The sequence below is a fragment of the Pseudomonas sp. RAC1 genome, from assembly GCF_030658255.1.
In the GTDB taxonomy this organism is placed as follows: domain Bacteria; phylum Pseudomonadota; class Gammaproteobacteria; order Pseudomonadales; family Pseudomonadaceae; genus Aquipseudomonas; species Aquipseudomonas boreofloridensis.
This window is the reverse complement of record NZ_JAUTXS020000037.1, coordinates 298,094-310,537: the sequence shown is the minus strand read 5'-3', so window position 1 is coordinate 310,537 and position 12,444 is coordinate 298,094. Positions and strand designations below refer to the sequence as shown.

At 64.3% G+C, this 12,444-nt stretch carries 13 protein-coding genes; 6 read left to right on the top strand and 7 right to left on the bottom strand.

The window, feature by feature from the left end:
- The first annotated feature begins 17 nt into the window (after positions 1-17).
- Complete coding sequence (gene hemF, locus Q7C30_RS17105) at positions 18-941, top strand: oxygen-dependent coproporphyrinogen oxidase (protein WP_317872206.1); 924 nt, start codon at positions 18-20, stop codon at positions 939-941.
- Between the two features lie 13 nt (positions 942-954).
- A complete protein-coding gene (gene aroE, locus Q7C30_RS17100; protein ID WP_039582124.1) occupies positions 955-1,779 on the top strand; it encodes a shikimate dehydrogenase in 825 nt (274 codons plus the stop codon).
- A gap of 15 nt (positions 1,780-1,794) precedes the next feature.
- Here aroE and Q7C30_RS17095 read toward each other — a convergent pair whose 3' ends face one another.
- The 3 genes from Q7C30_RS17095 to betC all read right to left on the bottom strand — a co-directional run bounded on the left by Q7C30_RS17095 (position 1,795) and on the right by betC (position 6,033).
- A complete protein-coding gene (locus Q7C30_RS17095; protein WP_317872205.1) occupies positions 1,795-3,360 on the bottom strand; it encodes a SulP family inorganic anion transporter in 1,566 nt (521 codons plus the stop codon).
- Positions 3,361-3,568: 208 nt separating this feature from the next.
- Positions 3,569-4,501 (bottom strand): choline ABC transporter substrate-binding protein, encoded by a 933-nt coding sequence (gene choX, locus Q7C30_RS17090; RefSeq protein WP_317872204.1) that lies wholly within the window; start codon positions 4,499-4,501, stop codon positions 3,569-3,571.
- 14 nt (positions 4,502-4,515) lie between these two features.
- A complete protein-coding gene (gene betC / locus Q7C30_RS17085) occupies positions 4,516-6,033 on the bottom strand; it encodes a choline-sulfatase (RefSeq protein WP_317872203.1) in 1,518 nt (505 codons plus the stop codon).
- Positions 6,034-6,142: 109 nt separating this feature from the next.
- Between betC and Q7C30_RS17080 the strand changes: the two genes are divergently transcribed.
- On the top strand, positions 6,143-7,045 hold the full coding sequence (locus Q7C30_RS17080; RefSeq protein WP_317872202.1) for a LysR family transcriptional regulator: 903 nt from the start codon (positions 6,143-6,145) through the stop codon (positions 7,043-7,045).
- Between the two features lie 63 nt (positions 7,046-7,108).
- Here the strand turns inward: Q7C30_RS17080 and trpA are convergent, their stop codons facing one another.
- Together trpA and trpB are read right to left on the bottom strand one after the other, a co-directional pair.
- Positions 7,109-7,918 carry a tryptophan synthase subunit alpha gene (gene trpA / locus Q7C30_RS17075; RefSeq protein ID WP_039582114.1) on the bottom strand — a complete coding sequence of 270 codons (810 nt, stop codon included), beginning with the start codon at positions 7,916-7,918 and terminating at the stop codon, positions 7,109-7,111.
- Positions 7,915-9,132, bottom strand: coding sequence for a tryptophan synthase subunit beta (trpB, locus tag Q7C30_RS17070; RefSeq protein ID WP_039582111.1), 1,218 nt, complete (start codon positions 9,130-9,132; stop codon positions 7,915-7,917). The genes trpA and trpB overlap by 4 nt, the downstream gene beginning before the upstream one ends.
- Positions 9,133-9,265: 133 nt before the next feature.
- Here trpB and Q7C30_RS17065 point away from each other — a divergent pair, with 133 nt between their 5' ends.
- Positions 9,266-10,162, top strand: coding sequence for a LysR family transcriptional regulator (locus Q7C30_RS17065; protein WP_317872201.1), 897 nt, complete (start codon positions 9,266-9,268; stop codon positions 10,160-10,162).
- Positions 10,163-10,183: 21 nt separating this feature from the next.
- On the opposite strand, the gene Q7C30_RS17060 is transcribed toward Q7C30_RS17065, so the two are convergent.
- Positions 10,184-10,507, bottom strand: a complete 324-nt coding sequence (locus Q7C30_RS17060; RefSeq protein WP_029614866.1) for a DUF883 family protein — start codon at positions 10,505-10,507, stop codon at positions 10,184-10,186.
- A gap of 152 nt (positions 10,508-10,659) precedes the next feature.
- Here Q7C30_RS17060 and Q7C30_RS17055 point away from each other — a divergent pair, with 152 nt between their 5' ends.
- A complete protein-coding gene (locus Q7C30_RS17055) occupies positions 10,660-10,875 on the top strand; it encodes a dodecin (protein ID WP_317872200.1) in 216 nt (71 codons plus the stop codon).
- A gap of 111 nt (positions 10,876-10,986) precedes the next feature.
- Complete coding sequence (locus Q7C30_RS17050; protein WP_029614864.1) at positions 10,987-11,208, top strand: DUF1161 domain-containing protein; 222 nt, start codon at positions 10,987-10,989, stop codon at positions 11,206-11,208.
- Between the two features lie 95 nt (positions 11,209-11,303).
- Here Q7C30_RS17050 and Q7C30_RS17045 read toward each other — a convergent pair whose 3' ends face one another.
- Positions 11,304-12,305 (bottom strand): LLM class flavin-dependent oxidoreductase, encoded by a 1,002-nt coding sequence (locus Q7C30_RS17045; protein ID WP_317872199.1) that lies wholly within the window; start codon positions 12,303-12,305, stop codon positions 11,304-11,306.
- Between the last annotated feature and the right edge of the window lie 139 nt (positions 12,306-12,444).

Genomic DNA, 12,444 nt, shown 5'->3' with positions numbered 1-12,444 from the left:
CCCTCCCAGGTGATCCGATGACCCGCCGTACCGAGGCCGTGAAGGCCTACCTGCTCGACCTGCAAGACCGCATCTGCGCCGCCCTCGAATCCGAGGACGGTGGCGCCCGCTTCGTCGAGGACGCCTGGGTGCGCGAAGCCGGTGGCGGGGGACGCACGCGGGTGATCGGCGAGGGCCAGGTGATCGAGAAAGGCGGCGTGAACTTCTCCCACGTGTTCGGCGCTGGCCTGCCACCGTCGGCCAGTGCGCACCGCCCGGAGCTGGCCGGGCGAGGCTTCGAGGCGCTTGGCGTGTCGCTGGTGATCCACCCGCACAACCCGCACGTGCCCACCTCCCACGCCAACGTGCGCTTCTTCAGCGCCGAGAAGGAAGGCGAGGAACCGGTGTGGTGGTTCGGCGGCGGTTTCGACCTGACGCCCTATTACGGCAACGAGGAAGACTGCATTCACTGGCACCGGGTGGCCGAACAGGCCTGCGCGCCCTTCGGCGCCGAGGTGTATCCGCGCTACAAGGCCTGGTGCGACCGCTACTTCCACCTCAAGCATCGCGGCGAGCCACGCGGCATCGGCGGGCTGTTCTTCGATGACCTGAACGAGTGGGACTTCGACACCTGCTTCGCCTTCATCCGCGCCATTGGCGACGCCTATATCGATGCCTACCTGCCCATCGTGCAGCGGCGCAAGGCCATGCCCTGGACGGCTGAGCAGCGCGAATTCCAGGAGTTTCGCCGTGGTCGCTACGTGGAATTCAACCTGGTCTACGACCGTGGCACGCTGTTCGGCCTGCAGTCCGGCGGGCGCACCGAGTCGATTCTCATGTCGTTGCCGCCGCAGGTGCGCTGGGGCTATGACTGGAAACCGGCGCCCGGCAGCGAGGAAGCGCGCCTGACCGATTACTTCCTGCAGGACCGCGACTGGCTCGGCCAGCCCACCTGTGGATAAGCGAGGAGAGTGCATGGACCAGTACGTCGTTTTCGGCAACCCCATCGGCCACAGCAAGTCGCCGCTGATCCACCGGCTGTTCGCCGACCAGACCGGCCAGGACCTGGAGTACCGCACGCTGCTGGCGCCATTGGACGACTTCAGCGACTGTGCGCGCGGCTTCTTCAAGCAGGGCAGTGGCGCCAACGTCACCGTCCCTTTCAAGGAAGAGGCCTATCGCCTGTGCGACAGCCTCACTCCGCGTGCGCAGCGAGCCGGGGCGGTGAACACCCTGACCAAGCTGGCTGACGGCAGCCTGCAGGGCGATAACACCGACGGTGCCGGCCTGGTACGCGATCTGACGGTCAATGCTGGCGTCAGCCTCGCGGGCAAGCGCGTGCTCGTGCTCGGTGCCGGGGGCGCGGTGCGCGGTGTGCTGGAGCCGATCCTCGCCCACCGACCGCAATCACTGGTGATCGCCAACCGCACGGTGGAAAAGGCCGAGCGACTGGCCCACGAATTCGATGAGTTGGGGCCGGTGGTGGCCAGCGGCTTCGCCTGGTTGCACGAGCCGGTCGATGTGATCATCAATGCCACCTCGGCCAGCCTCGCCGGTGAGTTGCCGCCGATCGCCGACACCTTGGTCGAGGCCGGGCGCACGGTGTGCTACGACATGATGTATGGCAAAGAGCCTACGCCCTTCTGCCAGTGGGCCACTCGCCTGGGCGCCGCGCAGGTGCTGGACGGGCTGGGGATGCTCGCCGAGCAGGCCGCCGAGGCGTTCTTTGTGTGGCGTGGCGTTCGGCCCGAGACCGGGCCGGTGCTGGACGAACTGCGCCGACAGTTGGCACGCGGCTAGCCTGTCAGGGGTGGTTCATTCCTGGAAACGAATGGGGCACCCCTGCACCCCCTCCAGCTTCTGCAACTCCTCCTCCACCTGGGGCCTGGCGCCGCGCAAGGTCAGGCTGCCGCCGTTGCGCTGCAGCCGCCGTGCTTCACGGTGCAGCATGTCCACACCGGAATAGTCGATGAAGTTGATCTGCCGCGCGTCAATCACCACGTGCGGGCCCTGGCAGGCTTGCAAGCGCACCTGCAGGTAGTGCGCCGCACCGAAGAAGATTGAGCCGCCGACCCGCAGCACGTCCGTCTGCTCTTCGCGGCTGTGTTGGATGCGCGGGCGTGAGGTGCGCTTGAGGTAGAAGAACAGCGAGGCCAGCACCCCGGCGTAGATTGCGGTCTGCAACTCCAGCAGCAGCGTGGCCGCAGCGGTCAGCGTCATGACCGCGAATTCCGCCCGGCTGACCCGGAACAGCGCCGCGATGGCGCGGCGATCCACCAGTCCCCAGCAGATCAGCAGAATGCTGCCGGCCATCGCCGGAATGGGCAGATGGGCGATCAGCCCGGCGCCGACCACCGCGAACAGCGCCACCCACAAGGCCGAGAACACCCCGGCCATCGGCGAGCGGGCACCGGCTTCGAAGCTCAGTCCCGAGCGGGTGAAGGAGCCGGAAGACAGATACCCCGAAAAGAACGCGCCGACCATGTTGGACAAGCCTTGCGCGCGGATTTCCTGGTCGGCATCGATCAACTGTTCCGAACGCGCCGACAGCGAGCGGGCGATGGACAAGCTGGTCACCAGGCCGAGCATGCCGACCGCCACGGCGCTGGGCAGCAGGCGCAGGATCAGCTCCAGGTCCAGCAGCGGCAGCGGGCTCAGCGGCGGTAGTTGGCCGATGAAGGCCGGCACGCGGGGCACATGGCCGAAGTAGCCGGGCAGTGTCCAGGCCACCAGGCTGACCAGCACCAGGCTGAGCAACAGCGCCGGCCAGCGCGGACGCCAGAGTTTGAGGGCGATCCCGATGGCCAGCGTGGCCAGGCCCAGCGCCAGCGAGGGCAGGTCCACCTCGCGCAGGTGCTCGAACAAGTCTTGCGCGGTTTTCAGCGCGGTGGCCTGGCTGGGCAGGTGCATGCCCAGCAGGTTGGGCAATTGGCCGAGCGCGATGACCACTGCGGCGCCGAGGGTGAAACCCAGCACCACGGAATGGGAGACGAAGTTCACCAGCGTGCCGAACCGCAGCAGCCCCAGCACGAGCTGGAACACGCCGCCGAGGAACGTCAGCAGCAGGATCAAGGTGACGTAGTCGCTGCTGCCGGCGATGGCCAGTGGACTGACGCTGGCGTACAGCACAATGGAGATCGCGGCGGTGGGGCCACCGATCAAATGCCACGAGGAGCCCCACAGACAGGCGACCAGCACCGGCACGATGGCCGCATATAGCCCGTATTCGGCGGGCAACCCGGCGATCAGGGCGTAGGCGATGGATTGCGGCAGGGCGAGAATCGCCCCGCTCAGCCCCACCAGCAGATCCTGGCGCAGGCTACGCCCGCTCAGGCGGGGCAGCCAGGCCAGAAAGGGCAGCAATGGGTTCAAGCGACGCATGGCATATCGACAATTCCGAAGGTTCATTGGCCTCTACACGAAACAGACCCTAGGCTCTGTCTGAAAAGTCTTGATACTCGGTGATGCTGCGTTGAAAACCGCCTGGATCGCCAGCCCGGTCGGAATGCTCATTTACAACCCGTAAACTCCGCTTCCTCGGCGGTTTTCGCCTTGCCTGACCTTCGTCTCAAGACTTTTCAAACAGACCCTAGCGCATTGCGGCCTTCACCGCCTCCAGCGCCGTACCGCCATCCTTGCCGCTGACGCCGGCCAACCACGCGTCGAGCACCTCAGGGTGCGCTTTGACCCACTGTTGAGCAGCCTGATCGAAGCTGACCTTTTTATCCACAACCTCGGCCATGATCGCGTTTTCCATGTCGAGGGTGAAGGTCAGGTTGCTCAACAGCTTGGCTGCATTCGGGCAGGCTTGTGGATAACTATTGCGCACCAAGGTGAATACCTCGCCTTTGCTACCGAACCATTTCTCGCCACCGGTGAGGTAACGCATCTTCAGCTTCACGTTCATCGGGTGCGGCGTCCAGCCCAGGAACACGATGTACTTGTCGTTCTTCACCGCCCGATCGACCTGCGACAGCATGCCCTGTTCACTGGACTCGACCAGCTTCCATTGCCGGAGGTCGAAGGCGTTCTGCTCGATGATGTCCTTGAGCGACAGGTTGGCCGGGGCCCCTGCACCAATGCCGTAGAGTTTCTTGCCGAACGCCTCGGCGTGCTTGTTGAGGTCGGCGAAGTCCTTGATGCCGGCATTCCACACGTAATCCGGAACGGCCAGGGTGAACTCGGTGCCTTGCAGGTTGCGCGACCATTGTTTCACTTGGCCGCTGGCGACGAATTTGTCATGGAAACCCTGTTGCGCCGGCATCCAGTTGCCGAGAAAAGCATCGACGCTGCCGTCCTTCAGGCCGCCGTAGATGATCGGTACCGCGAGCGTCTCGATCTTCACCTGGTAGCCCAGCGGTTCGAACAGCAGCCGGGCGATGGCGTTGGTGGAGGCGATATCGCTCCAGCCGGGGTCGGCGAGTTTCACGGTGCTGCACTGCTTGTCGTCGTCGGCGGCCTGGGCGCTCAAGGCGCTCAGGCTCAAGGTCATGGCGAGTACGGCGGTGGAGAACATCTGCATGGCGGCCTCTTTTCTCAATCCAGGGGGGCGGGCTGTGGATAACGTGCCTTGCGCTCGAGGTCGTCGAGATCGATGTGGTTGCGCATGTACTGTTGGCTGGCATCCACCACCGGTTGGTGGTCCCAGCTGTTCAGCTTGCCGATGGCCAGTGCTTCGCCCACCAGGCGGCGGCGGCGCTGACTGGCCAGCACCTGCTGGCGCAGGGTGGGAATATCCCAGCGCTGATGGGCTTCATCGACAAATGCCTGCAGCAGCGCCTGATGATCCGGGCTGCCGGCGAGGTTCTCCCGCTCGTGCGGGTCGTGACTCAGGTCATAGAGTAGACACGGGTCGTCTTCGCTGTACACGAACTTGTAGGCGCCACGACGGATCATCATCAGCGGCCCGACCGTGCCTTCGGCCATGTATTCGCCAATCACCTCGTCATGCCCGCCCTGCCCTTGCAGATGGCCGAGCAGCGAACGGCCATCGAGGTGCAGCTGGTTATCCACAGCCCCACCGGCCAATTCCACCAGCGTCGGCAGCAGATCGCAGGTGGACACGCTGGCGCTCACCCGTGCGGCGGCGAAGTGCTGGGGCGCGTGCACCAGCAGCGGCACTCGCGCAGCCATTTCGAACCAGTGCATTTTGTACCAGAGGCCCCGTTCGCCGAGCATGTCGCCGTGATCGCCGGAGAACACGATGATCGTGTCATCGGCCAGACCGCACTCTTCCAAGGTATGCAACAGCTTGCCGATGTTGTCGTCGACATAGCTACAGGCGCCGAAGTAGGCGCGGCGCGCGTCGCGGATCTTGTCCACAGGCAGCGGCTTGTCCCACAGGTCATAGACCTTGAGCAGCCGTTGCGCGTGTGGATCCTGCTCGTGCTGGGCGTAGCTGTCGCAGGGCAGCGGGATATCCACAGCCTCGTAGCGATCCCAGTAGGCCTTGGGGATGGTGTAAGGATCGTGCGGGTGGGTCATCGACACGGTCAGGCAGAAGGGACGGTCGTCGTCCTCGCGCACATGGTCGTAGAGGTACTGTCGCGCCTTGAACACCACTTCTTCGTCGAAATCCAGCTGGTTGGTGCGCACGCAAGGCCCGGCCTGAAGCACCGAGGACATGTTGTGGTACCAGCTCGGGCGCTCGTCGGGGGCATCCCAGTTCACCGCCCAGCCGTAGTCGGCCGGATAGATGTCGCTGGTCAGGCGTTCTTCGTAGCCATGCAGTTGATCCGGACCGCAGAAATGCATCTTGCCCGACAGCGCCGTGCGGTAACCCAGCGAGCGCAGGTAGTGGGCGTAGGTGGGCACGTCGGCGGGGAAATTGGCGGCGTTGTCATAGGCGCCGATGCGGCTGGGCAACTGGCCGCTGACCAGGGTGAAGCGCGATGGCGCGCACAGCGGGCTGTTGCAGTAGGCCGAATCGAAGACCACCGCCTGCTCGGCCAGGCGCGCCAAGTGGGGCATCTTGATGGGGGACGGGCCATGAATCGGCAGCAGCGGCGCGGCCATCTGATCGGCCATGATGAAGAGGATGTTCGGTCGTTTCATGGGGGCCTTCCATCGTTGAACGTTATGTGTAATCTCTGCGTTCAAGAGTGGGATCCATGGAAGAGTGGGTAAAGCCCATGCCGGGCAATGACTGGGATTAGCTGAGCTTATGTTCGATCACCTGGCGGGACTGTCGCTGGAGAGCTTGCGCGTCTTCGAAGCCGCTGCGCGCCTGCGCGGCTTCACACCGGCAGCACTGGAGTTGGGCACTACCCAGCCGGCAGTGAGCCAGCAGATCAAGCGCCTGGAACTGCAACTGGCCACGCGCTTGTTCGACCGCATTTACCGCGGCATCGAGCTGACCGAGGCGGGCCAGACATTGTTCGAGCAGGTTCACGGGGCATTGCAGGCGATGGACGCGGGGGTGGCCGACGCCACGGGGCGCACTCAGCACGAGGTGCTGCAGGTGGCCACCGATTTCGCCTTCGCCGCGTTCTGGCTGATGCCACGGCTGCAACGCTTTCGTGAGGCTTATCCACAGGTGGACGTGAGCCTGGTGACCGGTGAACGCAGCCAGGCCATGCTCAGGCCGGACATCGACGTCGCGGTGCTGTTCGGCGATGGCCGCTTTCAGCATGGCGAGAGCCGCTGGTTGTTCGACGAGGAAGTGTTCCCGGTGTGCAGCCCTGCCCTGGCCCCAGACCGTCCGCTGGCAGCCGAGGCCCTGCAGCGACTACCGCTGCTGCATTTGCGCGGCGAGCAAACGAGCCGCTGGTTCGACTGGAGCGGCGTGTTTCGCGGGCTTGGCCTGGTCAGCCCGCCGCCGCCGGGACAGCTGCGTTTCGACAACTACACTTTGTTGATCCAGGCAGCAATCGCCGGACAGGGCGTGGCCATCGGTTGGCGTCATCTGGTGGATGGGCTGGTCGAGCAAGGCTTGTTGTGCCGGCCACTGCACGGCAGCTTGCGCTCGGCGCGTGGCTACTACGTGGTGCTGCCGCCGCGCAAGCGACGCGGGGCGTTGATCGGGCGGTTCGTGGAGTGGCTGGAGCAGGAGCGTGGCGGTTTGTGACCTCATTGCGAGTCAATCCGCTCCTGGCAGAGCGGATTCACCCACGATCAGCGTAACGCTAGATCAGCGACGAGCGCCGCGTACGCCCTCAGCCAGCGCCGAGCACAGGCTCAGCACATCGGTGACCGCCTGGCCGGGCGTTTTTGCCTGGGCGATCTTGTCGACCAGTGCCGAACCCACCACTACGCCATCGGAGAGTCTGGCGATAGCGGCCGCCTGCTCCGGCGTGCGGATGCCGAAGCCGACGCTGATTGGCAAGTCGGTGTGGCGACGCAGGCGGGCGATGGCGTCCTGTACGTGTTCGGTGGTGGCTGAACCGGCACCGGTCACACCTGCCACCGACACGTAGTAGACGAAGCCGGAGCTGCGCTCCAGCACACGCGGCAGGCGTGCATCGTCGGTAGTCGGCGTGGTCAGGCGAATGAAGTCGATGCCGGCAGCCTGGGCCGGGGTGGCCAGCTCGGCGTCGTGCTCCGGCGGCAGGTCGACGATGATCAGGCCATCGACCCCGGCTTCCTGGGCCTGGGCGACGAAGGCTTGCACGCCATAGCGATGGATGGGGTTGTAGTAGCCCATCAGCACGATCGGCGTGGTCTGGTTGCCGACGCGAAATTCACGAACCATCTGCAGGGTTTTCGCCAGGGTCTGGCCGGCTTCCAGCGCACGCAGGGTGGCGAGCTGGATGGCCACGCCATCGGCCATGGGGTCGGTGAACGGCATGCCCAGTTCGATCACGTCGGCACCGGCATCGGGCAAACCCTTGAGGATTTCCAGCGAAGCTTCGTAGCCCGGATCGCCTGCAGTGACGAAGGTGACCAGTGCCGAGCGGCCTTCGGCCTTCAGCTCGGCGAAGCGTTGTTGAAGACGGCTCATGCCTGTTTCTCCTGGGCTGCCATGTGATTCATCACGGTGTGCATGTCTTTGTCGCCGCGGCCGGACAGGCACACGACCATCAAGTGATCCTTGGGCAGGCTCGGCGCGCGCTTGAGCGCTTCGGCCAGGGCGTGAGCGCTTTCCAGGGCCGGGATGATGCCTTCCAGGCGGCAGGTGGCGTGGAACGCATCCAGGGCCTCGTCGTCGGTGATGCTGACGTACTCGACGCGCTTCACTTCGTGCAGGTAGGCGTGCTCCGGGCCGATGCCGGGATAGTCCAGGCCGGCGGAAATGGAGTGGGCATCGGTGATCTGGCCGTCGGCATCCTGCAGCAGGTAAGTGCGGTTGCCGTGCAGCACGCCCGGCACGCCGCCGTTGAGGCTGGCCGCGTGCTTGTCGGTGTGCACACCGTGTCCGCCGGCTTCGACACCGATGATCTGCACGCTGTCGTCTTCGAGGAAGTCGTGGAACAGGCCCATGGCGTTGGAACCACCGCCGACGCAGGCGACCAGGCTGTCGGGCAGGCGACCTTCCTTCTCTTGCAACTGGGCGCGGGTTTCCTTGCCGATGATCGACTGGAAGTCACGCACCATCGCCGGATACGGGTGAGGGCCGGCGACGGTGCCGATCAGGTAGAAGGTGTCGTCGACGTTGGTGACCCAGTCGCGCAGCGCCTCGTTCATGGCGTCCTTGAGGGTGCCGGTGCCGGCAGTGACCGGGACGATCTCGGCGCCCAGCAGCTTCATGCGGAACACGTTGGCCTGCTGACGCTCGATGTCGGTGGCGCCCATGTAGATCACGCAGGGCAGGCCGAACCGCGCAGCGACGGTGGCGGTGGCCACGCCGTGCATGCCGGCGCCGGTCTCGGCGATCAGGCGCTTCTTGCCCATGCGCTTGGCCAGCAGGACCTGGCCGATGCAGTTGTTCACCTTGTGCGCGCCCGTGTGGTTGAGCTCTTCGCGCTTGAGGAAGATCTTCGCGCCGCCGCAGTGTTCGGTCAGGCGTTCGGCGAAGTACAGCGGGTTGGGCCGACCGATGTAGTCGCGCTGGAAATACGCCAGTTGCTCGAGGAATTCAGGGTCCGCTTTGGCCGCTTCGTATTCGCGGGCCAGGTCCAGCACCAGGGGCATCAGGGTTTCGGCCACGTAGCGGCCGCCGAACGAACCGAACAGGCCGTTGGCGTCGGGGCCGGGACGGTATTTGGGCTGGGTCATGGGACGCTCCATCTGGATTCGAAAGAAGAGGACCGTGCGGCGTGCCACCGGTCGATGGGCTTTACTCTACCCAGACCTCGTCGGGCTGAAAACCGATAAGATTGCAGCAACACGTCAGGAAAACTCACACGTTATGGGTCAAGATCTCCCACCGCTCAATGCCCTGCGGGCTTTTGAGGTCACCGCTCGGCTGAACAGCGTCAGCCAAGCGGCAGAACAGCTGCATGTCACCCATGGCGCGGTGAGCCGCCAGATCAAGGTGCTCGAAGCGCATTTGGGGGTGGCCTTGTTCGTCAAGGACGGCCGTGGCGTCAAACTCACAGATGCCGGCATCCGCCTGCGTGATGCCAGCGCGGAGGCATTCGACCGGCTGCGTGGCGTCTGCAGCGAGTTGAGTCGCGATCCTAGCCAGGCGCCCTTCGTGCTGGGCTGTTCCGGCAGTCTGCTGGCACGTTGGTTCATTCCGCGTCTGGGGCGTTTGCAGGCCGACCTGCCGCACCTACGACTGCACCTGTCGGCTGGGGAAGGCGACCTCGATCCCCGGCGTCCGGGACTCGACGCGTTGTTGGTCTACGCCGAACCACCGTGGCCGAGCGACATGCAGGTGCATGTGCTGGCGCAAGAGCGTATCGGGCCGGTGGTCAGTCCCCATTTTCCGAGATTCGCCCAGTTGTGCGACGCACCCGCGCCGGCATTGCTAGGCGAAGCGCTATTGCACACCACCTCTCGGCCCCAGGCTTGGCCGACATGGGCCACACACCACGGGCTCGACCCTGACGCGCTGACCTACGGTCAGGCGTTCGAGCATTTGTACTATCTGTTGGAAGCGGCGATGGCAGGACTGGGGGTGGCGATCGCCCCGCAACCATTGGTGGCGGACGATTTGCGGGCTGGACGCCTGGCTGCACCTTGGGGCTTCTCCCCGACACCGGCGGCGCTGGCATTGTGGGTGCCTCGACGCGCCGCAGATGGGCGCGCCGAGCAACTGGCGCAGTGGCTGCGCCAGGAGTTGCAAGGGCCGGCTGAGTAGGGCCGGCTTAGCGGTAAAGGCTTAGTTACGACGGCACAGCAGGAAGGCAGCCAGCAGGCCCAGGGCGCCAACGGCAACGCCAGCGGTGGTCCAAGGGTGCTCTTGAGCGTAGTCGCGGGTGGCGATGCCGGTTTCCTTGGTGCGGGTCTTCACTTCCTCGTAAGCGTCCGTCAGCAGGTTGCGCGAATGCTTCAGGGCGTTCTGAGCGTTGCCGCGCAGGGCCTTCATGGTTTTCTGGGTTTCTTCCGAAGCGTCGCCCTTGAGCTCTTCCAGGGTCTTGAGCAGACTTTCGATCTCGGCTTCCATGCTTTCCAGTGAGGTCTTGCGCAGTGCATTACGGGCCATGTGGACTCTCCTTCGCTGAGTAGGGGTGATATAGGTGCGACTGCGTTGCGGCGCGAAAGTGCGATCGAACTTTCCAGGCGATTCCAGGCTCGCAGGTAAACCAGGCCTGGGCTGTCCGGCCCTGTCAGACACTTGATCCAAGGAGCGCATCCATGTCCGAGCATCACACCTACAAGAAGGTCGAAATCGTCGGTTCCTCGACCACCAGTATCGAAGACGCCATCAACAGTGCGCTGTCGGAGGCTTCCCAGAGCATCCAGCACATGCAGTGGTTCGAAGTGGTCGAAACCCGTGGTCATATCGAGAATGCCAAGGTGGCCCATTATCAGGTCACGCTGAAGGTCGGTTTCCGTATCGCCAACAGCTGAAAACAGCGCCGCGCTGGCCTGTATCACTGTTATAGGGTATGAGTTTCCAGGGGCACCGGGATGGGCCGCTGCCCTACTCTGCTTTTTTGATCCGCACAAGGAACGACAACGATGAAGAAAGTGTTTCTCGCAGCAGGTTTGATGGTGCTTGCAGGCAGCGCAATGGCGGCCGGCAAGCCGTGTGAAGAACTCAAGGCTGAGATTGCGAGCAAGCTCGATGCCAAGGGTGTGCAAAGCTACACGCTGGATATCGTCGACAAAGGTACCGCCAAGGACAAGGTCGTAGGCACTTGCGAAGGCGACACCAAGGAAATCAACTACAAGCGCGGTTGAGGCGATGCGGGCGCCCACTCTGGCGTCTCGCGGATCGATCACGTTTCATGACAAAGCCGCTACTTCAAGGTAGCGGCTTTGTCGTTCCTGATGCCTCAAGCCTTCAAGGCCTGCGCCAGCAACGCGTAGGAGCGCAAGCGATCGGCATGCTCGTAAAGGTCGCAGGTGAAGATCAGCTCATCCGCGCCGGTCTGCTCCAGCAGCACCTCAACTTTTGCCCTGACTTTCTCCGGGCTGCCGATCATCGCCAGGCCAAGGAAACTCCCCACCGCGTCGCGTTCGTGCGGCAGCCACAGGCCGTCCATGCTCTTGACCGGCGGGCGCTGCATCAGGCTCTGCCCGCGAATCAGCGCGAGGATGCGCTGGTACACCGACGTAGCCAGGTATTCGGCCTGCTCGTCCGTTTCCGCCACCACCATCGGAATGCCCAGCATGACGTAGGGTTTGTCCAGCGTGGTCGAGGGTTTGAAGTGATCGCGGTAGATGCGGATCGCCTCATGCATGTAACGCGGTGCGAAGTGCGAGGCGAAGGCGTAGGGCATGCCGCGCATACCGGCCAGCTGGGCGCTGAACAGACTCGAACCGAGCAGCCACATCGGCACCTCGGTGTCGTGGCCGGGCACGGCGATGACCTTCTGGTCGTCGGTGCGCGGGCCGAGGTAGCGTGACAGCTCCTCGACATCATCGGGGAAATCGTCAGCACTGCCCGAGCGCTCGCGGCGCAGGGCGCGGGCGGTCATCTGGTCGGAACCCGGCGCACGGCCCAGGCCCAGGTCGATGCGACCGGGATAGAGGCTGGCCAAGGTACCGAACTGCTCGGCGATCACCAACGGTGCGTGGTTGGGCAGCATCACGCCGCCCGAGCCGATGCGGATGCGCGAGGTGCCGCCAGCCAGGTAGCCGATCAGCACCGAGGTCGCCGAGCTGGCGATGCCATCCATGTTGTGGTGCTCGGCCACCCAGAAGCGGTGGTAGCCCAGGCGTTCGACATGCCGGGCCAGGTCCAGAGCGTTGTGCAGGGACTGGGCCGGGCCGCTGTCGGCGCGCACCGGTACCAGGTCGAGGGTGGAGATCTTCAGGTCATGCAGCTGCGTCATCGCAACCTCCGCAGGCAGTGGGTTGGCCAATGGGCCTTACAGTTCTCTGTATGGGCGCTGCTTGAACGATTCAATGGCAGACCGTGGATTGGTCTGAACTTGCTGTGGGGTGGAGCCTCAGAACCTTGTAGACCTTAAC

Coding starts and splice junctions, on each gene's coding strand:
- trpA (WP_039582114.1), bottom strand. CDS start 7,918: ATGAGCCGTCTTCAACAACGCTTCGCCGAGCTGAAGGCCGAAGGCCGC.
- betC (WP_317872203.1), bottom strand. CDS start 6,033: ATGAAACGACCGAACATCCTCTTCATCATGGCCGATCAGATGGCCGCG.
- Q7C30_RS17055 (WP_317872200.1), top strand. CDS start 10,660: ATGTCCGAGCATCACACCTACAAGAAGGTCGAAATCGTCGGTTCCTCG.
- Q7C30_RS17050 (WP_029614864.1), top strand. CDS start 10,987: ATGAAGAAAGTGTTTCTCGCAGCAGGTTTGATGGTGCTTGCAGGCAGC.
- trpB (WP_039582111.1), bottom strand. CDS start 9,132: ATGACCCAGCCCAAATACCGTCCCGGCCCCGACGCCAACGGCCTGTTC.
- Q7C30_RS17045 (WP_317872199.1), bottom strand. CDS start 12,305: ATGACGCAGCTGCATGACCTGAAGATCTCCACCCTCGACCTGGTACCG.
- Q7C30_RS17080 (WP_317872202.1), top strand. CDS start 6,143: ATGTTCGATCACCTGGCGGGACTGTCGCTGGAGAGCTTGCGCGTCTTC.
- Q7C30_RS17060 (WP_029614866.1), bottom strand. CDS start 10,507: ATGGCCCGTAATGCACTGCGCAAGACCTCACTGGAAAGCATGGAAGCC.
- hemF (WP_317872206.1), top strand. CDS start 18: ATGACCCGCCGTACCGAGGCCGTGAAGGCCTACCTGCTCGACCTGCAA.
- Q7C30_RS17065 (WP_317872201.1), top strand. CDS start 9,266: ATGGGTCAAGATCTCCCACCGCTCAATGCCCTGCGGGCTTTTGAGGTC.
- choX (WP_317872204.1), bottom strand. CDS start 4,501: ATGCAGATGTTCTCCACCGCCGTACTCGCCATGACCTTGAGCCTGAGC.
- Q7C30_RS17095 (WP_317872205.1), bottom strand. CDS start 3,360: ATGCGTCGCTTGAACCCATTGCTGCCCTTTCTGGCCTGGCTGCCCCGC.
- aroE (WP_039582124.1), top strand. CDS start 955: ATGGACCAGTACGTCGTTTTCGGCAACCCCATCGGCCACAGCAAGTCG.